This is a genomic window from Pseudomonas sp. PS02288, assembly GCF_029959715.1.
Taxonomy (GTDB): Bacteria; Pseudomonadota; Gammaproteobacteria; order Pseudomonadales; family Pseudomonadaceae; genus Pseudomonas_O; species Pseudomonas_O kuykendallii.
Genome location: NZ_JASCPA010000070.1, coordinates 1 through 21,041, shown reverse-complemented (window position 1 = coordinate 21,041; position 21,041 = coordinate 1). Strand labels below are relative to the sequence as shown.

The 21,041-nt window shown below is 68.4% G+C and carries 20 protein-coding genes and 1 pseudogene; 9 read left to right on the top strand and 12 right to left on the bottom strand.

Annotation, left to right across the window (positions count from 1 at the left end):
• The 5 genes and pseudogenes from QMX85_RS20890 to QMX85_RS20870 form a co-directional block, all read left to right on the top strand.
• The coding region (locus QMX85_RS20890) for an ATP-binding cassette domain-containing protein (RefSeq protein WP_282344121.1) at positions 1 to 337 on the top strand (337 nt) is incomplete at its 5' end.
• Positions 334 to 1,527, top strand: a complete 1,194-nt coding sequence (locus tag QMX85_RS20885; RefSeq protein ID WP_282344119.1) for a glycosyltransferase — start codon at positions 334 to 336, stop codon at positions 1,525 to 1,527. The genes QMX85_RS20890 and QMX85_RS20885, both read left to right, overlap by 4 nt.
• Positions 1,524 to 2,636, top strand: a complete 1,113-nt coding sequence (locus QMX85_RS20880) for a glycosyltransferase (protein ID WP_282344117.1) — start codon at positions 1,524 to 1,526, stop codon at positions 2,634 to 2,636. Before QMX85_RS20885 ends, QMX85_RS20880 begins: the two co-directional genes overlap by 4 nt.
• Positions 2,633 to 3,724: a glycosyltransferase gene (locus QMX85_RS20875; protein WP_282344115.1), complete on the top strand. Its 1,092-nt coding sequence runs from the start codon at positions 2,633 to 2,635 to the stop codon at positions 3,722 to 3,724. Before QMX85_RS20880 ends, QMX85_RS20875 begins: the two co-directional genes overlap by 4 nt.
• An 11-nt stretch (positions 3,725 to 3,735) precedes the next feature.
• A pseudogene (locus tag QMX85_RS20870) lies at positions 3,736 to 4,850 on the top strand (glycosyltransferase family 4 protein).
• Here the strand turns inward: QMX85_RS20870 and QMX85_RS20865 are convergent.
• Positions 4,808 to 5,317, bottom strand: coding sequence for a glycosyltransferase family 10 (locus QMX85_RS20865; protein ID WP_282344113.1), 510 nt, complete (start codon positions 5,315 to 5,317; stop codon positions 4,808 to 4,810). The pseudogene QMX85_RS20870 and the gene QMX85_RS20865 sit on opposite strands and share 43 nt — an antisense overlap.
• Positions 5,318 to 5,692: 375 nt before the next feature.
• On the bottom strand, positions 5,693 to 6,031 hold the full coding sequence (locus QMX85_RS20860; RefSeq protein WP_282344111.1) for a hypothetical protein: 339 nt from the start codon (positions 6,029 to 6,031) through the stop codon (positions 5,693 to 5,695).
• Between the two features lie 197 nt (positions 6,032 to 6,228).
• Here QMX85_RS20860 and QMX85_RS20855 point away from each other — a divergent pair, with 197 nt between their 5' ends.
• On the top strand, positions 6,229 to 6,471 hold the full coding sequence (locus tag QMX85_RS20855) for an exodeoxyribonuclease VII small subunit (RefSeq protein ID WP_282344110.1): 243 nt from the start codon (positions 6,229 to 6,231) through the stop codon (positions 6,469 to 6,471).
• Positions 6,468 to 7,355, top strand: a complete 888-nt coding sequence (gene ispA / locus QMX85_RS20850; protein WP_282344108.1) for a (2E,6E)-farnesyl diphosphate synthase — start codon at positions 6,468 to 6,470, stop codon at positions 7,353 to 7,355. The genes QMX85_RS20855 and ispA overlap by 4 nt, the downstream gene beginning before the upstream one ends.
• A gap of 51 nt (positions 7,356 to 7,406) precedes the next feature.
• Here ispA and serB read toward each other — a convergent pair whose 3' ends face one another.
• Positions 7,407 to 8,621, bottom strand: a complete 1,215-nt coding sequence (serB, locus tag QMX85_RS20845; RefSeq protein ID WP_282344106.1) for a phosphoserine phosphatase SerB — start codon at positions 8,619 to 8,621, stop codon at positions 7,407 to 7,409.
• 170 nt (positions 8,622 to 8,791) lie between these two features.
• Between serB and QMX85_RS20840 the strand changes: the two genes are divergently transcribed.
• Complete coding sequence (locus QMX85_RS20840; RefSeq protein ID WP_282344105.1) at positions 8,792 to 10,333, top strand: AhpA/YtjB family protein; 1,542 nt, start codon at positions 8,792 to 8,794, stop codon at positions 10,331 to 10,333.
• A gap of 363 nt (positions 10,334 to 10,696) precedes the next feature.
• Here QMX85_RS20840 and QMX85_RS20835 read toward each other — a convergent pair whose 3' ends face one another.
• The 9 genes from QMX85_RS20835 to QMX85_RS20795 form a co-directional block, all read right to left on the bottom strand.
• The gene (locus QMX85_RS20835) at positions 10,697 to 11,395 is read right to left on the bottom strand and encodes an ABC-type transport auxiliary lipoprotein family protein (RefSeq protein WP_282344104.1); all 699 of its coding nucleotides are present in this window, start codon (positions 11,393 to 11,395) and stop codon (positions 10,697 to 10,699) included.
• Between the two features lie 228 nt (positions 11,396 to 11,623).
• Positions 11,624 to 13,885, bottom strand: coding sequence for a DNA topoisomerase IV subunit A (gene parC / locus QMX85_RS20830; RefSeq protein ID WP_282344102.1), 2,262 nt, complete (start codon positions 13,883 to 13,885; stop codon positions 11,624 to 11,626).
• 5 nt (positions 13,886 to 13,890) lie between these two features.
• Positions 13,891 to 14,427, bottom strand: a complete 537-nt coding sequence (locus tag QMX85_RS20825) for a TIGR02281 family clan AA aspartic protease (RefSeq protein ID WP_282344101.1) — start codon at positions 14,425 to 14,427, stop codon at positions 13,891 to 13,893.
• Positions 14,424 to 15,416, bottom strand: a complete 993-nt coding sequence (locus QMX85_RS20820) for an esterase-like activity of phytase family protein (protein ID WP_282344100.1) — start codon at positions 15,414 to 15,416, stop codon at positions 14,424 to 14,426. Before QMX85_RS20820 ends, QMX85_RS20825 begins: the two co-directional genes overlap by 4 nt.
• The gene (parE, locus tag QMX85_RS20815) at positions 15,413 to 17,302 is read right to left on the bottom strand and encodes a DNA topoisomerase IV subunit B (protein ID WP_282344099.1); all 1,890 of its coding nucleotides are present in this window, start codon (positions 17,300 to 17,302) and stop codon (positions 15,413 to 15,415) included. The genes QMX85_RS20820 and parE overlap by 4 nt, the downstream gene beginning before the upstream one ends.
• Before the next feature lie 13 nt (positions 17,303 to 17,315).
• Positions 17,316 to 17,924, bottom strand: a complete 609-nt coding sequence (locus QMX85_RS20810) for a YqiA/YcfP family alpha/beta fold hydrolase (RefSeq protein WP_273229929.1) — start codon at positions 17,922 to 17,924, stop codon at positions 17,316 to 17,318.
• Between the two features lie 50 nt (positions 17,925 to 17,974).
• Positions 17,975 to 18,787 carry a 3',5'-cyclic-AMP phosphodiesterase gene (gene cpdA, locus QMX85_RS20805; RefSeq protein ID WP_282344096.1) on the bottom strand — a complete coding sequence of 271 codons (813 nt, stop codon included), beginning with the start codon at positions 18,785 to 18,787 and terminating at the stop codon, positions 17,975 to 17,977.
• Between the two features lie 200 nt (positions 18,788 to 18,987).
• On the bottom strand, positions 18,988 to 19,440 hold the full coding sequence (locus QMX85_RS20800) for a DUF1249 domain-containing protein (RefSeq protein WP_282344123.1): 453 nt from the start codon (positions 19,438 to 19,440) through the stop codon (positions 18,988 to 18,990).
• Positions 19,431 to 20,048, bottom strand: a complete 618-nt coding sequence (locus QMX85_RS20795) for an NUDIX domain-containing protein (protein ID WP_090225833.1) — start codon at positions 20,046 to 20,048, stop codon at positions 19,431 to 19,433. The genes QMX85_RS20800 and QMX85_RS20795 overlap by 10 nt, the downstream gene beginning before the upstream one ends.
• 179 nt (positions 20,049 to 20,227) lie before the next feature.
• On the opposite strand from QMX85_RS20795, the gene QMX85_RS20790 reads away from it, so the two are divergent.
• Positions 20,228 to 20,980: an RsiV family protein gene (locus QMX85_RS20790; protein WP_282344094.1), complete on the top strand. Its 753-nt coding sequence runs from the start codon at positions 20,228 to 20,230 to the stop codon at positions 20,978 to 20,980.
• The last annotated feature ends 61 nt before the right edge of the window (positions 20,981 to 21,041 follow it).

Genomic DNA, 21,041 nt, shown 5'->3' with positions numbered 1-21,041 from the left:
GGGCCGCCGGGCGGGGGGGGGGGGGGCCCCCCCCCGCGGGGCGGGCCGCCGCCGGGCCGCGGCCGGCGCCGACGGCGCACGGCTTTCCGGCGGGGAACGCCAGCGGCTGGCACTGGCGCGGGCGCTGTACCGGCGCCCGGACCTGCTGCTGCTGGATGAGGCCACTTCCGGCCTCGACGAAGCCAGCGAAACCCGCCTGCTGTCCCGGCTGCGCAGCGAGTGCCCGGCGATGAGCGTGGTCTACATCACCCACCGCAGCAGCAACCTGCGCTTCGCCGACCGCACCGTGCGCCTGCAGAACGGCGTGCTCGAAGACCTGGCGGCGAACGCCGAATGACATCCAGACCGGTTGCCCTGTTCGTCACGCCGGTCCTGCCCTTGCCGGGCGGCTCGGGCCGCGCGCTGCGCGCCTGGGACTGGCTGCAGACGCTGAGCCGCGAGCACCGTGTGCACCTGCTGGTGGCCGGTGACCGCGACAGCTGGCCGACGTTGCCCGCGGACTATCCCGCCGAAGCGGTCTGGCCGCTGGCGGACGGGGTCAGCACGACGCGCCGCTATCGCCGCCTGGCAGGCCTGTCTCTGCCGCTGCTTGCCCTGTGTTCCCGTCGCTTCGTCAGCGACTGGCAGCAGTGGACGTCGACATCGACGCTGGAGGCGCTGGAAGCCCGCCTCGCCGGCGAGACGGTGCAGCGCATCGTGGTGTTCCGGCTTTACCTGCAAGACCTCGGGACCGCGCTGGCCGCGCGCTATCCGCACGCCGACTGCGCACTCGACCTGGACGATCTGGAGTCCCGCACGCGAACCAGCGTGGCGCTGGCCTCCTGGCGCATGGGCCAGTACCGCGACGCGCTGCGCGGGCTGTCCACGGCGATCCAGTACCGCCTGGTCGAGCGCGACATCGCGCGGCAGTACCGAACCCTCTACCTGGCCGCGAGCGACGATGCGCGGCACTTGCCGGCGCGTCCCGGCCTGTCAATCGCCTGCCGGCCCAACCGGATCGCCCTGCCGGCGACGCCTGCCGAGCTGCCCGGCGACGGGACGCTTGGCCTGCTGTTCGTCGGCACGCTGAACTACCCGCCCAACGAAGAAGCCGTGCGCTTTCTGGTGACGCGCCTGATACCCCGCCTGTCAGCGACGCTAACCTCGCCCTGGCGCCTGCGCATCGTCGGCCGGCATGCCTCCCCGTCGCTGCAGGCACTGCTTCGCACGCCGCAGGTAGAGTTCAGCGCCGAGGCCGGCGACCTTGGCGACTGCTATGCGCGCAGCCACATCGTCCTGGTCCCGCTGTTCGCCGGCGGCGGGACCAAGCTCAAGACGCTCGAAGGTTTCGCCCACCGCCGCCCGGTGATTTCCACCCGGCAAGGCGTGCGCGGCCTCGCGGTGACGTCCGGCGAGCACTACCTGGCGGCCCACGGCGCCGAGGAATTCGCCGCATCAATCGTCGCCCTGGCGACCCGGCGCGAGCTTGCCGAACGCATCGCGAACGCCGGCTGGGCGCTCTGCCGACAGCAGTACGCGCGGCCATGAAAACCCTGTTCATCCTCTCCATCGAGCAGGGCTACGGCGGCGCCGAGCGCAGCATCGAGATCGTCCTGCGTCATTTGCCAGCGGACCTGCGGGTGGTGATCTTCGCCCAGAGCAATGCGCACCGGGAGCGCCTGCTACAGCCGGGAGCATTGCCGGCCAATGCGCGCCTGATTCATGTGCGCACCAGCCAGAACACCGCCGGCCGGCGAATCGCGGCGCTGCAACTGCTGCTCGCGTTCCTGCGCCATCGCCCCGACGCGATCCTGCTGAACACCCAGCGTTCGGCGCTCATCGCCGCCATGGCCGCGCGGTTCGTCCGCCCGCTGGCCCGACGCTGCCATCTCTACGTGCGCGACTACCTCTGGCAGGACCTGGATTTCATCTTCGCCCGTCTGCCCGGCGCGCCGATTCTGCTACCGAACAGCGTGGTGATGCAGCGCCAGGGCTACCTGAGCCCCGCGTACACGGCGCCCTTCGGCCCCTCGCCCTGGTCGGTGGTGCCGGACATGGTGGAAATCCCCGACGAGGCGGTTTCCTACGAAGGTCCGATCCTGCATCTGGCCACGCTCAATCCCTGGAAGGGCCATACCGATCTGGCCCTGGCGCTGCATCACCTGCACGAGCGCCAGCAGCCACTGGCCCTGTTGTCCTGCGGACCGCAGGATGACCCGGCGCTTCAACAGCGCTTGCGGCAGTTGATCGAACGGCTCGGCATCGGCGCCAGCTACCGGCTCGGCGACTACGTGGCTGACCCCTCCGCCCTGCTGCGCAGCTGCCGCGCCGTGGTGGTGGCCTCGGTGTCGCATTCCGGCGGGCCGGAGACCTTCGGTAGAACCGTCATAGAGGCCTGGTCGCGGCGCAAACCGGTAATCGCCTACGCCACCGGCGCGCCCGCGCAGCTGATCGAGCACGAGGTCGACGGCCTGCTGGTGCCGGAGGGCGACACCCAGGCGCTCGCCGAGGCGCTGCTGCGCCTGGCTTCCTCGCCGGAGCTGTGCCGGCGCCTGGGCGAAGCCGGTCACGCCAAGGTCGTCGAACGCTACGAGGCCGGCGCGGTCACCCGGCAGTTGCTGGAACGGCTGAACCTGTCGGATGCGGGGCAACCATGAACGTACCTTCCTCGCACTGGGTCCTGCACGACTACCTGCAGGTGAACGGCGGGGCCGAGCGGCTGGTCATCGCCCTGGCCAACGGACTGCCCGGTTTCTCCTTGGGAGTATCGGGGGTTTACCCGGCGTTCCGCGAATCCGGGGATTGCGGCGCCGTGCGGCCCCAGGTGATCAGCGCCGCGTCCCTGCGCATGCTGCCGCGCATCCCCCGGGCGCTGGCCGCGTTCTCCCGTCCGCCCGCGCACCTGCGTGAGGCGCGGCAGGTGATCTACAGCGGGCTCTATGCCCCGCTGACGGCGCTCGAACAGCCGCGCGGGCGGCGCCTCTACTATTGCCACACGCCGCCGCGTTTCGCCTTCGACCAGCGCGAGCGCTACCTGGCGCGTGCTCCAGCGCTGGCCAGGCCGGCGCTGCGGCTGGCCATCGAACGCTATCGCCACGCCTACCTGCACGCGCTGCAGCGCATGGACCGGGTGCTGACCAACTCGCTGCATGTCCGCGAGCGCCTGCTCGAACACACCGGAATCGCCGCCGAGGTCGTGTACCCGCCCATCGACACCACCGGGTTTCGCTTCCTCGGCCAGCAGGGCTACTACCTGTCGCTGGGGCGCCTGGAACCCAACAAGCGGGTCGACCGCATCGTCCGCGCCTTTCTCGGCATGCCGGACAAGCAACTGGTAGTCGCCTCCGGCGGCTCGCAGCTCGAGGCCCTGAAGGCGCTGGCGAACGGCACGCCGAACATCCGTTTCGCCGGCTGGCTCGACGACGACGCCCTGGCGCAGCTCATGGGCAATGCCATCGCCGCGCTCTACGTGCCGCAGGACGAGGATTTCGGCATGTCCGCGGTCGAGGCCATGGCGGCGGGCAAACCGCTGATCGGCGTCGCCGAGGGCGGGCTGCGCGAAAGCGTCGTCGACCAGCGCACGGGCCTGCTGCTGCCCGCGGACCCGAGCGCGGAAACCATCGCCGAGGCGGTCGGACGAATGTCCGCCGAGCGGGCGTTGAGCATGCGCGCCGCCTGCGAGGCGCGGGCGGCGGAGTTCTCCCGGGCACGTTTCCTCGACGCCTTCAGAAACATCATCCAATAAGTACCTTCACCATGCGCGTGCTGCACTTCTACAAGACCTCCCTTCCCGACAGCATCGGTGGAATCGAACAGGTCATCGATCCGCCCGCGGCGCGGCCGGCCTCGGGGTGACCACCGACGTGCTGTCGCTGGGCGAGCAGCGCGTCGAACGGCCGATGGAGATCAACGGCTACCACGGCTACCGGGCCAGGCTGGACTTCCAGATCGCCTCCACCGGTTTCTCGCTGTCCGCATTCCCGCTGTTCGCCCGCCTGGCGAAACAGGCCGACCTGATCCACTACCACTTTCCGTGGCCGTTCATGGACCTGGTGCACTTCCTCAGTCGCACCCGCAAGCCGACGCTGGTCACCTACCACTCGGACATCATCCGGCAGAAGAACCTGCTCAAGCTCTACCGGCCGCTGGAGCGGCGCTTCCTCGCCGACGTCGACCACATCGTCGCCACCTCGCCCAACTACCTGGCGTCCAGCGACGTGCTGGAGCAGCACCGGGACAAGGTCAGCGTGATTCCCATCGGCCTGGACAAGACCAGCTATCCCGCCGCCTCACCCGAAAAGCTGCGCTACTGGCGCGAGCGCATCGGCCCGAAGTTCTTCCTCTTCGTCGGCGTGATCCGCTATTACAAGGGCCTGCACATCCTGCTGGAGGCCGCCCAGGGCACCGACCTGCCGATCGTCATCGTCGGCGCCGGGCCCATCGAAGCCGAATTGCGCGCCCAGGCTGCCGAGCTCGGCCTGATCAACATCCGCTTCCTCGGCCGCCTGCCCGACGAGGACAAGGTCGCACTGCTGGAGCTGAGCTACGCCGTGGTGTTTCCCTCGCATTTGCGTTCGGAGGCGTTCGGCATCTCGCTGCTGGAAGGCGCGATGTATGGCAAGCCGATGATCTCCAGCGAGATCGGCACCGGCACCACCTTCATCAACATCGGCGAAGAGACCGGCCTGGTGGTCCCGGCCGACAACGCCGACGCGTTGCGCGGCGCCATGCAGTACCTGTGGAATCACCCGCAGCAAGCCACCGCGATGGGCCAGCGCGCCGAAGCCCGCTACTGGCAGCTGTTCACCGCGCAACGCATGGCCGAGCGCTACGTGGCGCTGTATCGCCAACTGGTCGCAGACGCCCGCTGAGCCGGAGTCGCGGCCATGCGCGGGGCGTTCAGCCGGCCAACCGGCACCGCAGGTGTTGCAGACGCGCGCGCATAGCCCAGCCAGCCGAAAGGCCGTTGCGGGGCGCAGGCATCCTGCGGGCGGGAATGCGCGTGCAACCGGCGCGCGACGAGCCGCAGGAAGACTTCCTCGGACGCCAGGTCCATCTTCGCGGCGAAGGCCGGCCGAAGCGGCTGGAAGAACGTCTCGGTGACGTAGTCCTCCTCGGAGGTCTCCAGTGCGAGGCAGAAGCGGTAGCCGCCGAGTAGGTCCATCTTGGTCGCCGCGCCCCGATCCGGCTGCGGGATGGCGCTGTTGTTGAGGAACCGGCCGTAGGAGTCCACTGGCAGATGGCGCATCAGTTCGGCGGCGAAGGCGTTGCGCCCGCTGGTGTCCTTCGTCGCCGACTGGAACAGCGCCGTGGCTGAGCACGAAGGGATGGTTCGCATAACGCTGCCATATCGCCCGCTGGCTCACCCGGCGACGAACCCTCTCGACATGCCTGCAGCCGTGCAATGCCTTGACCGGCGCGATGCGCGGCGCGGAGGCCAGGCTCAGGCCGATGTCGCACAGAACCGTGGGCGGCAGATCGCCCGCCTCGCGACGCATCGAGCGGATGCGCGCCAGGTCGTCGAGCAGCCGGCGCGGGCTGGTGAAAGGGCGCGGCGTGTGCAGGTCGAGCCCGATGGGCAATGGCGCGAGCCGCGGGGTATCGCTACCGTCGTGGTTCTGCGTGTACCAGGCGACCAGCCAGGAACAGGACAGCAGCGCGGCGACCGTTTCCGGGCGAAGCTCGGAGGGCACCGAAACGTCGCCGTCGGATGTCACCAGCACGAAGGGCTTGGGATGGAGGGCAGCGCGGCGGCAACGAAATGATCCAGATCCGCCGCGACGCCGTCGCGCGACTGGGTGCTCAGCCGGACCCAGACCAGGCGGTGGGCATCGGCATAATGCTCGCGGAACAGGCTTTCGCTCTGGACGCTCTCGGTCGGCGCCTGCCAGTAGCCTTCCGGCCCGCGAAAGTCGCACTGGCGGCTCAGGCCCTTCGACCAGAGGCAGGGGAGCGGGTCGGAGAAATCATGCGCATCGAAGGTCAGAGCTACGACCGACCTGCGCAGGCGTTTGCCGAGTGTCACCAGCCGCCGCACCATGCCCCATTCCATTTCCCTACGCTCCCGAATCCCCGAACAGGATACCAAGCCGCGCCGGACAATGACTGCGCGAAACGGCTGTTCACCCTTGCCCGATATCGAGCTGGCCGACGCGTGATCGCGCGGATTCGCCCCGCCGGCCATTTGCTCCGTGCGCGGCCGCTCTGCTAGAGTCGCCGCGGTTTCCGCTCCCGTCGTAGAGAACGCCCATGGCCCGCAAGAAAGCTGCACTCGATTTCGAACAATCCATCGCCGACCTGCAGAACCTGGTCGAGCGCCTGGAAAGCGGCGAGCTGTCGCTGGAAGACTCCCTGGGCGCCTTCGAGCAGGGCATCCGCCTGACCCGTGACTGCCAGGCGGCGCTCAGCCAGGCCGAGCAGAAGGTCCAGATACTCCTGGAACGCGACGGCGAAACCGAAGAAGCGCCCTTCGAAACGGACCCCGAGGCATGACCGCGGCCTATCAGAAAGCCTGCCGGGCACGTGTCGACGCGTGCCTGGAGCGGTTCTTCCAGGCCCCGCAGGACGATCTGGCGCGGCTCTACCAGGCGATGCGCTACAGCGTGATGAACGGCGGCAAGCGGGTGCGCCCGATCCTCGTCTACGCCGCCTGCGAAGCCCTCGGCGGCGACGTCGAACAGGCCGACAACGCGGCCTGTGCCGTCGAGCTGATCCATGCCTATTCGCTGGTGCACGACGATCTGCCGGCGATGGACGACGACGACCTGCGTCGTGGCCAGCCGACCACCCACAAGGCGTTCGACGAAGCGGCGGCGATTCTCGCCGGCGACGGCCTGCAGAGCCTGGCCTTCAGCGTGCTGGCGGAACCGGGCGCACGTAGCGCCAGCGCCGAGACCCGCCTGCGCATGCTGACCACCCTGGCCCGCGCGGCCGGGCCCGAAGGCATGGTCGGCGGGCAGGCGATCGACCTGGAGTCGGTGGGGCGGCAGATCGACCAGCGCGCGCTGGAAAGCATGCACCGGCACAAGACCGGCGCGCTGATCGAAGCCAGCGTGTGCCTCGGCGCCCTGGCCAGCGGTCGGGCCGACGACGCGGCGCTAGCCGCGCTACAAACCTACGCGCGGGCCATCGGCCTGGCGTTCCAGGTGCAGGACGACATCCTCGACGTGGAAAGCGATACCGCGACGCTGGGCAAGACCCAGGGCAAGGACCAGGCCCAGGACAAGCCCACCTACCCGGCCCTGCTCGGCCTGGAACCCGCCAAGGCCTACGCGCTGGACCTGCGCGACCAGGCGCTGGCCGCGCTGGAGGCCTTCGGCGAACGCGCCGAACCGCTGCGCGACCTCGCGCGTTTCATCGTCGAACGGCGCAGCTAACAGCCATCACTCCCGCGGGGCGGATTCAACCGCCCCGCAGACAGGACCGTCCTAGTCCTGCCCTTCCCGATCGCGAAAACCGAGCAGATAGAGGATGCCATCGAGGCCAAGGGTGGAAATCGCCTGCTTGGCCGACTGCTTGACCAGCGGCTTGGCGCGGAAGGCCACGCCGAGACCGGCCAGGCCGAGCATCGGTAGGTCGTTGGCGCCGTCGCCCACGGCGATGGTCTGCTCCAGGCGCAGGCCTTCCTGTTCCGCCAGCTGTCGCAGCAGGTCGGCCTTGCGCTGGGCGTCGACGATCGGCTCGACGGCGACGCCGGTGAGCACGCCGTTCTCGATCTGCAGTTCGTTGGCGAACACGTAGTCGATGCCCAGCCTGGCCTGCAGTTGCCGGGCGAAGTAGCTGAAGCCACCGGAAAGGATCGCGGTCTTGTAGCCCAGCCGCTTGAGCTCGGCGAACAGCACCTCGGCGCCTTCGGTCAGGCGCAGCGAGGCGCCGACGGCTTCCAGCTCGGATTCCGGCAATCCCTTGAGCAGCGCCAGACGCTCGGTGAAGCTGGCGCGGAAATCCAGCTCGCCGCGCATCGCCCGCTCGGTGATCTCGGACACCTTCTCGCCGACGCCGGCAACCTTGGCCAGTTCGTCGATGACTTCCGCCTCGATCAGCGTCGAATCCATGTCGAACACCGCCAGGCGCCGGTTGCGGCGGAACACCGAGTCGCGCTGGAAGGCGATGTCGACGTTCAACTCCTGCGCCACGCTGAGGAACTCGGCGCGCAGCGCCAAGGTGTCGGCCGGCTCGCCGCGCACCGAGAACTCGATGCAGCCGTTGCTGCGCTCATCCGGCGTATCCAGCGGCATACGCCCGGAAAGACGGTCGATACGATCGATGTTGAGGCCGAACTTGGCGGTGATCGAGCTGACCCGCTGCAGCTGTTCGGCGGTCACCTTGCGCGTCAGCAGGGTGACGATGTGGCGGGATTTGCCCTGGCCGCCGACCCATTGCTGGTAGTCGGCTTCCGAAACCGGCGTGAAGCGCACCTGCTGATCCAGCTTGTAGCCGGTGAAGAGCACTTCCTTGAGCACCGCAGAGGCGCGCTGGTTGTCCGGGATTTCCACCAGGATGCCGAACGACAGCGTGTCGTGGATCACCGCCTGGCCGATATCGAGGATGTTCACCCCGCCCTGCGCTAGCGCGCCGGTGATGGCGGCGGTCAGGCCCGGGCGGTCTTCCCCGGTGATGTTGATCAGGACGATTTCGCGCAAGGTGCTGGCTCCGCTGAAGAATGCGGCGGCCATTCTAACCGAGCCGTCGACGCCCGGCTTCCCGCTCTGCGCGTCCGCCTGGCGCAAAGGCGGGTGTCTGGCTTGAAGCCTGGCCCGGCTTTTCCCGTATACTGCCGGCCACATTTCCTACTCGAGAAGAGCCGAGCTCCGTGAACCGGCCAGCCCCCGTCAAGCCCGACAACTTCTTCCTCCTCATCTTCCACGCCCTGCGTCAGCGGCGTGTACCCCTGGCCCTGCGCATCGCCAGTCACAGCCTGTTGCTGGTGGCCCTGGCGCTGGTGATCTACGCCTGGGTGATGGGGATGCAGTTCAAGCAGGCGATGCAGTCGCAAGCCGATGCCCTCGGCCAGAGCCTGATCACCCAGACCGCCTCCTCCGCGCGCGATCCACTGGTGTCCAACGACATCCTCAGCCTCAACGTGCTGCTGGGCAACCTGGTGAAGAACCGGCTGGTCGCCCACGCGGCGATCTACAGCGTCGACAACCGCCTGCTCGCCGAGGCCGGTTCGCGGCCCAAGCAGAGCATGCTCGGCGAGACCGAAGGCGTGTTCTCCACGCCGATCACCTTCCAGGAAGTGATTGCCGGGCAGCTGCGTATCAGCCTCGACATGCAGCAGTTCGAGCAGCCGATGACCATCAGCCTGCAGAGCATGGGGCTGCTCAGCCTGATCCTGCTGGCGCTGACCCTGTCGCTGAGCCTGCGCCTGGGCCGGCACATCTCGACGCCGCTGCTGGAGCTGCGGGTGTGGCTGCGCGACCCGGACGATCCGGCGCCCGGCGCAGGCCGCCAGGACGAGATCGGCGACCTCGCGCGCCAGTTGCAGGCGCGCCTGGTGCCGGAAAAACCCGAGCCCGAGCCCGAAGACGAATACCTCGAGGAGGACTACCTCGACCAGGAAGCCGAAGAAGAGTTCGAGGTACGCGACCTCGGCGACAGCCGCTTCGACAGCGACGAGGAAGACGACGACGAACCGGCCCCGATGCGCGCCTCGAGCCGCCTTCACGACGAGGACGATCCGTTCTCCGAGCTGCGCGACGAAAGCCCGGTCGAGACGTCGAGAACACGGCCGCCGGTACAGGTGCAGCCGGCCCCGGTCACGGTGGCTCCGAGCCTGCCCGCGCTCAGCGCGGTACTGGCAATCCAGCTCGGCGCCCAGGAACAGCTGCGCCGCCTGCCGCGCAGCCGCCTGCTCGACCTGTTGCAGCGCTACCGCGACTGCCTGGACAAGGCCGCCTCGCTCTACCAGTGCGACCTGCACACGTTGAGCGACGGCAGCAGCCTGTTGCTCTTCCATCGCCAGGACAGCGGCGAGGACTACCTGACCCACGCGCTGTGCTGTGGCGAACTGATGCGCGCCCTCGGCCATGCCCTGCAGATCGAGGTCGCCGACAGCGGCATCGCCCTGCAACTGCAACTGGGACTGACCCTCGGCGAAGACCTGGCCGACCTCGACCAGCCCGAACTGCTGCTCAGCGAAACCGCCCAGGACGCCCTGGCCCTGTCGCAGCACAGCCGCAACCTGCTGCTGGTGGGACGCCGCATCGCCGACGACCCTCTGCTGCGCCAGCGCGCGCGCATCCGCCCGATCGCCAGCCCCGAGGGCGCCTGCTGCGTCGAGCGCCTGCTCGAACCCTACCCCTCGCTGCTCGAACGCCAGCTGGTGCGCATGCAGGACATGAACGGCCGCTGAGGCGGCCGTTTCGTTGGTGATCCTGGGGCCTCGCCCGGTGGGTTACGCGGTCGTGCCCACCGCCAGTGCCTATCGCCGCTAACCCACCCTACATCCAGATGTCCCCGCCACCCGTAGGGTGGGTTAGGCGCATCATCGGTGTTTCGGACGCTCCCCGCACCACGTGCGCCGTAACCCACCAGACGTGTTATCGCCAACCTCCGCCCGGTGGGTTACGCGGCGTTAACCTGCGGTGTCGTACCCACAAAGCCGAGCCTATCGCCGCTAACCCACCCTACGGATCTGCGGCGAAAACCTCCCTTCGGCCCATAAAAAAGCCCGGAGCGCGCTGGGCGGTCCGGGCTCTTGCGCGTGCGGCGCGGGCTAGAAGCGGAACACTTCGGCGCCGTTGCGCACCGGTTCGGCGACCGGGATGCGCGAAGGCTTCTCCTTGGTCGCAGTCGCCGCCCTCGCCTCGGCCTTGCGCGCGCTTTCGGCCAGCTGCCGCGACAGCGGGCCGATCGTCTCGGCCATCTCGCCCGCCAGGCGCTGCAGCAGCACGCCCTGGGCGCGCACCTGATCCGCGGCGCTGCCCTGATGCTCCTCCTGCAGGCGCACCAGGCGGGTATCGCGCAGTTGCCCGGCCTTGTCCACCAGGCGCCACTGCGCTTCGAGCACCGCCGGCTGGGTAGGGCCGGAATCCAGCCGCGTGATGTTCAGCTGGGCCTGCACGTCGGCGCTGAAACCGATCGCCGGGGCGAGCGCCACGCGCTGGCTGTTCAGGCGTCCGGCGAGCTGCCGCAGGAGCACATCGTCGACGTTCGCCGAAAGGCGCCCGGCCCAGCGCGCGTCACGGTCGGCGAGCAGGCTGCCATCGGCCTGGCGCTGCAGCAGGTTGTCCTGGGACAGGTATTCGGCGAGTTGGATCGGACCGAGCAGCACCGCTGGTCCGCTGGCCTTCTGTGGAATGGCCGGACTGCCGCTGTCTAGCTGATAGAGCGGTGCCGGCGTTTTGCTCATACAGCCGCCCAGACCCAGCAGGGCGATCAGGAAGAACAGACGGGAAACGCGCACGAGAGTCATCAAGAGTCATCCACTGGCCACCCCTGGTGACCGGTTGTTGCATACGGGAGCGCTGCGCTGAAAAGCCGCAGCGTCTCGGCGGCCTATGATCCTTCAAACCGGCGCGCGACTCCAGTGCGACCACCGGTCGATTGCGCTGAGTATGCCACCCGGGCCGCAGGATGCGGGAGCTGCAGCCGGGGCGAAATCGCTTCCGGCTGTGTCCGGGGGAACGTCCCGCCGGCCGACTCAGGGCGCCAGCGGTTCGACCAGCAGCGAGTCGACGCGCTGGAAGCCACGCGGCAGCTTGTTGCCGCGGCGCCCACGCTCGCCCTTGTAGTGCTCCAGATCGCTGGCCTTGAGCGACAGCACTCGCTTGCCGGCCTGCAGAACGAGGGTCGACCCAACCGGCAGCACGGCCAGGTCGGTGAGGTATTCCTCGCGGCTGGCGACGCGGTCGCCGGGGATGCCGATGATCTTGTTGCCCTTGCCCTTGGCCAGTTGCGGCAGGTCACGGACCGGGAACAGCAGCAGCCGTCCCTCGGTGGTCACCGCCGCCAGCCAGTCCTGGTCGCGATCGGCGAGCGGCCGCGGCGCCACCACCCGCGCGCCGGCGGGCAACGAGAGCAGCGCCTTGCCCGCCTTGTTCTTCGCCTGCAGGTCCTCGCCCTTGACCACGAAGCCGTAGCCGGCATCGGAGGCGATCACGTAGAGCGCTTCGTCCTCGGGCAGCAGCACGCACTCGAAGCTGGCGCCTGGCGGCGGTTGCAGGCGGCCGGTGAGCGGCTCGCCCTGGCCGCGCGCCGAGGGCAGCGAATGGGCGGCCAGCGAATAGCTGCGCCCGGTGGAGTCGATGAACACGGCGAACTGGTTGGAGCGCCCGGGCGCGGCGACCTTGAAGCCGTCGCCGGCCTTGTAGGAAAGCCCGGTGGCGTCGATGTCGTGGCCCTTGGCGCAGCGCACCCAGCCCTTCTCGGAAACCACCACGGTGACCGGCTCGGTGGGCATCAGTTCGGTTTCCGAGAGCGCCCTGGCTTCGGCGCGGGCGACGATTGGCGAGCGGCGGTCGTCGCCGTACTTCTCGGCGTCCTCGAGCAGCTCCTTGCGCACCAGCTTCTTCAGCTTGGCCTCGCTGCCGAGGAGCGCCAGCAGCTTTTCACGCTCCTTGGCCAGCTCTTCCTGCTCGCCACGGATCTTCATTTCCTCGAGGCGCGCCAGCTGACGCAGGCGGGTGTCGAGGATGTAGTCGGCCTGGGTATCGCTCAGCTCGAAGCGCTGCATCAGCACCGATTTGGGATGTTCCTCGGTACGAATGATGTGGATCACTTCGTCCAGGTTGAGGAAGGCGATCAACAGGCCTTCCAACAGGTGCAGGCGCTTTTCCACCTTGTCCAGTCGGAACTGCAGGCGCCGGCGCACGGTGTTGACGCGGTAGACCAGCCATTCCACCAGCAGCTGGCGCAGGTTCTTCACCGACGGTTTGCCGTCCAGGCCGATGACGTTGGTGTTGACCCGGTAGCTGGACTCCAGGTCGGTGGTGGCGAACAGGTGCTGCATCAGTTCGTCGGCATCCACGCGGTTGGAGCGTGGGATGATGACGATGCGGCAGGGGTTCTCATGGTCCGATTCGTCGCGCAGGTCGGCGACCATCGGCAGCTTCTTCGCCTGCATCTGCCCGGCTATCTGCTCCAGCACCTTGGCCCCGGAGACCTGGTGCGGCAGCGCAGTGACGACGATGTCGCCGTCCTCGACGCGATAGACGGCGCGCATGCGCACCGAGCCGCGGCCGGTTTCGTAGAGTTTCAGCAGGTCGGCGCGCGGCGTGATGACTTCCGCCTCGGTCGGGAAATCCGGGCCGAGGATGTGTTCGCAGAGCTGCTCCACCGTGGCGTTCGGCTCGTCGAGCAGGCGCACGCAGGCGGCGGCGACTTCGCGCAGGTTGTGCGGCGGCACGTCGGTGGCCATGCCCACGGCGATCCCGGTGGTGCCATTCAACAAGAGGTTGGGAAGCCGCGCCGGCAGCGTCGCCGGCTCGTCCAGGGTGCCGTCGAAGTTCGGCACCCAGTCCACGGTGCCCTGCCCGAGTTCGCTGAGCAGCACCTCGGAATAGCGCGACAGGCGCGCCTCGGTGTAGCGCATGGCGGCGAAGGATTTCGGATCGTCCGGCGCGCCCCAGTTGCCCTGGCCGTCGACCAGCGTGTAGCGGTAGCTGAACGGCTGGGCCATCAGCACCATGGCTTCGTAGCAGGCGGAATCGCCGTGCGGGTGGAACTTGCCGAGCACGTCGCCGACGGTACGCGCCGACTTCTTGTGCTTGGAGTCAGCGTCCAGTCCCAGCTCGCTCATCGCGTAGACGATGCGGCGCTGCACCGGTTTCAGGCCGTCGCCGATGTGCGGCAGGGCGCGATCCATGATCACGTACATCGAGTAGTTGAGGTAGGCCTGCTCGGTGAAGTCGGCCAGGGAGCGGCGCTCCACGCCTTCCAGGCTCAGGTCGAGGGTTTCGCTCATCGGGTCTATTCCTGGGTTCTGTTCGGTGTATAGCGGCGCAGCACCAGGGTGCCGTCGCGCTGGGTGAATTCGAGTTGGCGCAGCGCGCTCATGCCGAGCAGAACGCGCTCGCCGTCGAAACCGGGCGCCACCAGGGCGCGCACGTCCTGGAGCACGATGTCGCCGATGCGCAGGCTGCGCAGGCGGGTACGATAGCCCTCGCCGCGGCCGTTGGCGGTCATCAGGCCCACCGCTTCGCCGCGCTCCAGGCCAAGGCGCTCGGCCACCGACTGAGGAATCGCCACGTCGGTTGCACCGGTGTCGAGAAGGAAGCTCACCGGCTGCTCGTTGATCTGCCCGCTGGCGATGAAGTGCCCGCGGCCGTCGCCGGCCAGCTGCACTTCGACGTAGTTCTCGGCATGCCGCGACTGCGGTGTCTGGTTGGGGTTCTCCCGCGATGCCTGCCACTCGCCGAAGAAGCGCGTGGCCAGCAGCAGGCCGGCGCCCCAGGCGAGCACCAGCATCACCCGGCCGATGCGCTGGCCCGGTCGCTGCGTGCTCACAGGTTCGCTCCCCAGCCCCTGGCCGGCGCGGCGAAGCGCCAGAGGATCGGGCGGTCCTCGCCATCGCCGCGGGCGTGCTTGCCGTTGTCGAGCATGATCCAGGCGCCGTTGGCGTCCACCACCAGGCCTTCGGCCATGCCCCAAGTCTTGCCGTAGTCGCGCGCCTCGGTCAGCCCTTCCCGGGCGAACGACCAGCAGCGCTCGGCATCGCCGTGCTTCAGCGAGCGCCGGCAGATGCGATAGGTCGCGCGTTCCAGGGTGTAGAGCTTGCCGTCGAACAGCGAAAGGCCGGAGAAGTCGCGCGGCATGCTGTCACCCTTCGGCGTGTCCTCGCGCCCGCCTTCGCTCATCAGCACGCAGCCGTCGCTGCACGCCCAGCCGCCCTTGCGCTTCTGCAGGGCCAGCAGGCCACGCTTCTCGCGCTCGGCGGCGAGCCACAGGCGGTCGCCCTCGGGGTTGATGACGATGCCCTCGAACAAACTGTTGTACTGCTGCAACATGCCACTGGCCCGCGCCTGACGAACCAGGGCCGGGGGCAGCGGCAGCCAGCTCGGCGGAGCCGCCAGCGGTATCTGCAGCACGGCGGCCTGGCTTTCGCTGACCAGATAGCGGTTGCCCGCCGCGTCGCAGGCCAGGCCTTCGAAATCAAGCTCGCCGCCGCGCATCTTGCCGAGCACCCAGGCGCTGCTGCGCAGGCCGGCGGAGAGCCCCACGTCCGGTGCAGGCGGGGCGACGAAGGTTTCCACCTCGACCTGCCACGGCTCGCCGCCGGCCTGGGGAGTCAGCCGGTAGAAGCGGTCGTCCTCGCGATCGGAGACGGTCCACAACGAATCGCCGCAGCGCTCCAGGCCGGAGAGATTGCCCGCCGGCACGCCGTCGATGACGTGCTCGTCGAGCAGCGTCAGCTCCTCCAGCTCGGCGGCGGCGCAGGGTTGCAGCAGGATCAGCAGCGGCAGGAGGGCGAGGACCGCGCGCGCGCCTGGGGTCACACCAGAACCTCGGCGAGGTTGCCCTTGGACTCCAGCCAGCTCTTGCGGTCGCCGGCGCGTTTCTTCGCCAGCAGCATGTCCATCATCTCGCGGGTCGCGTCGAAGTCTTCCAGGGTCAGTTGCACCAGGCGCCGGGTGTTCGGGTCCATGGTGGTCTCGCGCAGCTGCAGCGGGTTCATCTCGCCGAGGCCCTTGAAGCGGGTGACCTGCGGCTTGCCGCGTTTCTTCTCGGCGCTCAGGCGCTCGAGAATGCCGTCGCGCTCCGCTTCGTCGAGGGCGTAGTGGATTTCCTTGCCCAGGTCGATGCGGTACAGCGGCGGCATCGCCACGTATATGTGCCCGGCATCCACCAGCGGGCGGAAGTGGCGGACGAACAGCGCGCAGATCAGCGTGGCGATGTGCAGGCCGTCGGAGTCGGCGTCGGCAAGGATGCAGATCTTGCCGTAGCGCAGCTCGCCCAGGTCCGGCGAGCCGGGATCGACGCCGATGGCCACGGCGATGTGGTGCACTTCCTGGCTGGCGAGCACTTCGCCGCCGTCGACTTCCCAGGTGTTCAGGATCTTCCCGCGCAGCGGCAGGATCGCCTGGAACTCCTTGTCCCGCGCCTGCTTGGCCGAGCCGCCGGCGGAGTCGCCCTCGACCAGGAACAGCTCGGAGCGCATCGGGTCCTGGCCGGCGCAATCGGCCAGCTTGCCGGGCAGCGCCGGGCCCTGGGTGATCTTCTTGCGCTCGACCTTCTTGCCGGCCTTGAGGCGGCGGCCGGCGTTGCTGATCGCCAGCTCGGCGAGCTGCAGGCCGAGCTCGGGGTGGGCGTTGAGCCACAGGCTGAAGGCGTCCTTGACCACCCCGGAGACGAACGCAGCGGCCTCGCGGGAGGACAGGCGCTCCTTGGTCTGGCCGGAGAATTGCGGCTCCTGCATCTTCATCGAGAGGACGAAGGCGATGCGCTCCCAGACGTCTTCCGGGGCCAGCTTGACGCCGCGCGGCAACAGGTTGCGGAACTCGCAGAACTCGCGCATGGCGTCCAGCAGGCCCTGGCGCAGACCGTTGACGTGGGTGCCGCCCTGGGCGGTGGGGATCAGGTTGACGTAGCTTTCCTGCACGCTCTCGCCGCCCTCGGGCAGCCACAGCAGCGCCCAGTCGACGGCTTCCTTGGTGCCGGCGAGGGAGCCGACGAAGGGCGCGTCGGGCAGGCGCAGGTGTTCGGCGACCGAGTCGGCGAGGTACGAGCGCAGGCCGTCCTCGTAGTGCCACTCGACCTTCTCGCCGCTGGCCTTGTCCTCGAAGCTCACCGACAGGCCCGGGCAGAGCACGGCCTTTGCCTTGAGCACGTGCTTGAGGCGGCTGATGGAGAACTTCGGCGTATCGAAGTACTTCGGGTCCGGCCAGAAGTGCACGCTGGTGCCGGTGTTGCGCTTGCCGACCGTACCGACCACCGCCAGGTCGCTGGCCTTGAAGCCGTCGGCGAAGCTCATCAGGTACTCGCTGCCGTCGCGCTTGACGCGCACTTCGACGCGGGTCGACAGCGCGTTCACCACCGAGATACCGACGCCGTGCAGACCGCCGGAGAACTGGTAGTTCTTGTTCGAGAACTTGCCGCCGGCGTGCAGCTTGGTGAGGATCAGCTCGACCCCGGACACACCCTCTTCCGGGTGGATGTCCACCGGCATGCCGCGGCCGTCGTCCATCACTTCCAGCGAGTTGTCCTCGTGGAGGATCACCTGCACCGAGCGGGCGTGGCCGGCGAGGGCCTCGTCGACGCTGTTGTCGATGACTTCCTGGGCCAGGTGGTTGGGCCGCGAGGTGTCGGTGTACATGCCCGGGCGCTTGCGCACCGGGTCGAGCCCGGAAAGGACTTCGATGGCGTCGGCGTTGTAAGTGGCCATGAGCTCTCGTGGTCTAGATGTCGGAAAAATCGCTGTCGCGCCAGTGCCGCGGATCGAACCCGGCGAAGTGCAGGAGCGCCGGCAGGCGCTCGGCGAACCCCTGGAAGCCATGGTCGCCACCCGCCTGGATACGCAGCGCGCAGCCGCGGTAGTAGGCCTGGGCGTGGCGGTAGTCGAGGGTTTCGTCGGCGGTCTGCAGCCACACCTGGTAGCGCTGCGCATCGTTGGGGGCAGGCACTTCCAGCTCGGCCAGGGCATCCACGTGATCCTGGGTGAGTTCCCAGGTCTCGCCGCTGTAATGGTTCGTCTGCGGTCCGAGATGACCGTCGAACAACCGGTGTGGGCTGACCGCCGGGTTGATCAGCAGGGCCTTGAGGCCATGGCGCTCGGCGAGGTGGGTCGCATAGTAGCCGCCCAGCGAGCTGCCGACCAGCACCGGCCGGCCCAGCTCGGCGATCAGCGCATCGAGCGTGGCGATGGCTTCGCGCGGATGGTGGTGCAGCGCCGGAACCCGCAGCTGGTCGCTCCAGCCGAGGCGTGCCATGGCCCGCGTCAGCTGGCTTGCCTTGAGCGAATCGGGCGAGCTGTTGAGGCCGTGCAGATAGAGAATGGAAGTCGTCATGGGGTGGGGAGGCTACAAGTTCGGGCGTAGCCGCCGCAAGCGTCGTGCCGTCAGTAACCCTTGATGCTGTAGTCGACGACGAAGTCGATGCCGGTGACCCGCGACACGCCGGTCTCCAGGCTGCCGTCGTCATTCAGGCGCAGCCAGCGGTAGCCGGGCGCCAGACGGTCGACCTGGAACGCCTCGCTGCCCGGCGCGAACTGCACGCAGGTCGAGGGCGAGGCCAGCAGGCGCACCCCGTTGCGCAACTGGTCGAACTCCTGGTGCACGTGGCCCCAGAGCAGCGCGCGCACCTGCGGGAAGCGGTCGATGACGTCGAACAGCGGGGCCGGATTGCGGATGCCGATCGGCTCCATCCAGCGGCAACCGATGGACACCGGGTGGTGGTGGAAGCTGACCAGCACATGACGCTGCCCGGCCCCCGCCAGGGCATCCTCCAGCAGTTGCAGCTGCGCGTCGTCGAGATGCCCGGGCACGGCGCCGGGGATGGTGCTGTCGAGCAGGATCAGCCGCCAGGCGCCGATGTCCACCACCGCTTCGAGCAGGTCGGTGCCGGCGCAGGCTTCGCGCATCGGCGCGCGTTCGTCGTGGTTGCCGGGGAACCAGCGCGCCGGCGCGTCGATCGCGGCGCTCATCTGGCGGAAATGCTGGTACGACGCCAGCGATCCGTCCTGCGAAAGGTCGCCGCTGGCGAGCAGCAGATCGATCCGCGGCTGCTCCTCGAGCACCCGCTCGATGACCCGCTGCAGGCTGTCCGAGGTGTCCATGCCCAGCAGCTTGCCGTCCGCCTCGGCGAAGAGGTGACTATCGGACAACTGCACCAGCAGGACCGACGAGTCGGCATGGGTTGACAGGCGCGGCAAGGCTGTCTCCTTCGATCGAAAGTTGCGGGATTATGGTGTCTAGGGCGCGGCCGGGCAAACCATGAAGGGGACGCAGGTCACAGTTGGCGCGACAGCCCGTCGCAGAAGTGGCTGCGCGGTCCCGGAAACGGGTGGCAGCGGCGGCGTGTGGCTCTCGCCCTCAAACAGGCGTCGCGGCGCGCCATGGCGCTGACGCCACGCTAGATCTGCCGCTCCAGTTCGTGCCCGCAGGCCAGGCAATGGCTCAGCCACTCGCCGAGGAACAGGTTGAGCTGGCTCTTCTCGTCGGGCTGGTGCATGCCGGCATTCGGGTAGGGATAGATGCCACGGAAGCGCCGGGCCTTTTCCGCGCAGATCACCTCGGCCATGCGCGCGTCGTGATAGACGCGCACCTCAAGCCGCGGCACCGGCAGCCACGGCAGGCTGTGTTCCTGGCGAACCTGCAGGGTGGTGGTGTACGGGCCGGCGTCGAGCACTTCGAGGGCGAGCACGCCGAGCAGGCGCTCACCCTGGCTCAGGGCGACCCGGCGCGCGCCGTTACCGTCGCGCATCGACGGCAGAAGGCGCATCAGCCGGGCGTAATTCGCCTCGCAGGTGGCCTGCAGGCCGGTCAGATCGACCCGGTAACGTTCACGCAACAGATTCAAGACCAGAGCCCCCGAACTTCATTTCGATTCAAGGCCAGCCATTGCAAGGCGATGATGCTGGCAGCGTTGTTGATGCGGCCATCCCTGAGCAACTGCAAGGCATCGGCGAACGACAGCAGGTGTACGCGAATGTCCTCGCCCTCCTCTTCCAGACCATGCACGCCGCCGGCGCCCTCGCTGTCGCAGCGCCCCACGTACAGGTGAACCAGCTCGTCGCTGCCGCCGGGAGAGGGGAAATAGGTGGTGATCGGCCAGAGCGCGCCGAGCGTCAGCCCGGACTCCTCCACCGCTTCGCGGCGCGCCACCTCCTCCGGCTCCTCGGCCTTGTCGATCAGGCCGGCGACCAGCTCGAGCATCCAGGGGTTCTCCGACTTGTCGAGGGCGCCGACGCGGAACTGCTCGATCAGCACCACGCGGTCGTGCTTCGGGTCGTAGGGCAACACGCAGACGGCGTCGTGGCGGACGAACAGCTCACGGCTGATCTGCGGCCCCATCGCTCCGGAAAACTGCCGGTGACGCAGGTGCAGGCGATCGAGCCGGTAGAAACCCTGGAAGCAGTTTTCCCGCTCGACGAGTTCCACCGCACCGGCGTCGGGCTTGAAGGTATCGATCATGCTCAGCTCGCTTGCTGGTTGATGTTCGCGCCATCCTAACGCGCCCGATCGGCAGGCGCAGCCCTTTGCGGATTAACCGCGGCCTGTGTTATTCGTCACCCGATCCGGAGGCCGCTCAGGCGAACTCGGGCCACTTCGGGCAATCGAAGACCGCACCCTAACCGACTGTGCAAACCACGATGAATTCCCTACCTTTCGCGAAACCCTTCTGCCTCGCCGGGCTGGTCCTGGCGCTCGGCGCCTGCCAGACCTTCACCCCGCCGCCCAAGGACAAACCGCTCGAAGCCCAGCACATTGCCTGGGAGCATCGCTCCGCCGGTTGCCAGGCCAGCGACTGTGCGCTGATCAACGTCGATACCTTGCGTTTCATCGACGAACCGGCCCTCACCGAGCTGATCGAAAAGCGCCTGCTGGCGATGACCGACGACTCGCCGGACCGCGCGCCGGCGGCCACCCTGCAGGATTACGAGAAGGAATTCCTCACCCGCGCCGATGCGCGCTGGGCGACCTATCTGCAGGCGAAAGTAATCGACCAGCATGACCAGTTGACGGTGGTCGAGCTGTCCAGCTACCTGGAAACCGGCGGCGCCCACGGCATGCCCGGCCGCGGCTTCATCAACTACGACCGCCAGCAGGACCGCGCCCTGACCTTGCAGGACGTGCTGCTGCCCGGCCAGGAAGAGGCCTTCTGGCGCCTCGCGGCGCAGGCGCACCAGCGCTGGCTGGCCGAAAACAAGTTCGCCCAGGAACCCGGATTCACCGCCAACTGGCCGTTCCAGCGCACCGACAACGTCGCCCTGAAGAAGGACGAAGTGCTGCTCAAGTACCCGGTCTACAGCATCGCGCCTTACGCCGCCGGGCATCCGGAACTGCACCTGGCGTATGCGCAGCTGCAGGGCATCCTGCAGCCGCAGTACCTGCCGAAGAAGTGACGCGGGGGGGGCCCCGCCCCCCCCCCCCCCCCGCCCAGCCACCCCGGCGGCCCCCCCCCCC

Coding starts and splice junctions, on each gene's coding strand:
- QMX85_RS20885 (WP_282344119.1), top strand. CDS start 334: ATGACATCCAGACCGGTTGCCCTGTTCGTCACGCCGGTCCTGCCCTTG.
- QMX85_RS20880 (WP_282344117.1), top strand. CDS start 1,524: ATGAAAACCCTGTTCATCCTCTCCATCGAGCAGGGCTACGGCGGCGCC.
- QMX85_RS20875 (WP_282344115.1), top strand. CDS start 2,633: ATGAACGTACCTTCCTCGCACTGGGTCCTGCACGACTACCTGCAGGTG.
- QMX85_RS20865 (WP_282344113.1), bottom strand. CDS start 5,317: ATGCGAACCATCCCTTCGTGCTCAGCCACGGCGCTGTTCCAGTCGGCG.
- QMX85_RS20860 (WP_282344111.1), bottom strand. CDS start 6,031: ATGGAATGGGGCATGGTGCGGCGGCTGGTGACACTCGGCAAACGCCTG.
- QMX85_RS20855 (WP_282344110.1), top strand. CDS start 6,229: ATGGCCCGCAAGAAAGCTGCACTCGATTTCGAACAATCCATCGCCGAC.
- ispA (WP_282344108.1), top strand. CDS start 6,468: ATGACCGCGGCCTATCAGAAAGCCTGCCGGGCACGTGTCGACGCGTGC.
- QMX85_RS20835 (WP_282344104.1), bottom strand. CDS start 11,395: ATGACTCTCGTGCGCGTTTCCCGTCTGTTCTTCCTGATCGCCCTGCTG.
- parC (WP_282344102.1), bottom strand. CDS start 13,885: ATGAGCGAAACCCTCGACCTGAGCCTGGAAGGCGTGGAGCGCCGCTCC.
- parE (WP_282344099.1), bottom strand. CDS start 17,302: ATGGCCACTTACAACGCCGACGCCATCGAAGTCCTTTCCGGGCTCGAC.
- QMX85_RS20810 (WP_273229929.1), bottom strand. CDS start 17,924: ATGACGACTTCCATTCTCTATCTGCACGGCCTCAACAGCTCGCCCGAT.
- QMX85_RS20795 (WP_090225833.1), bottom strand. CDS start 20,048: ATGATCGATACCTTCAAGCCCGACGCCGGTGCGGTGGAACTCGTCGAG.
- QMX85_RS20790 (WP_282344094.1), top strand. CDS start 20,228: ATGAATTCCCTACCTTTCGCGAAACCCTTCTGCCTCGCCGGGCTGGTC.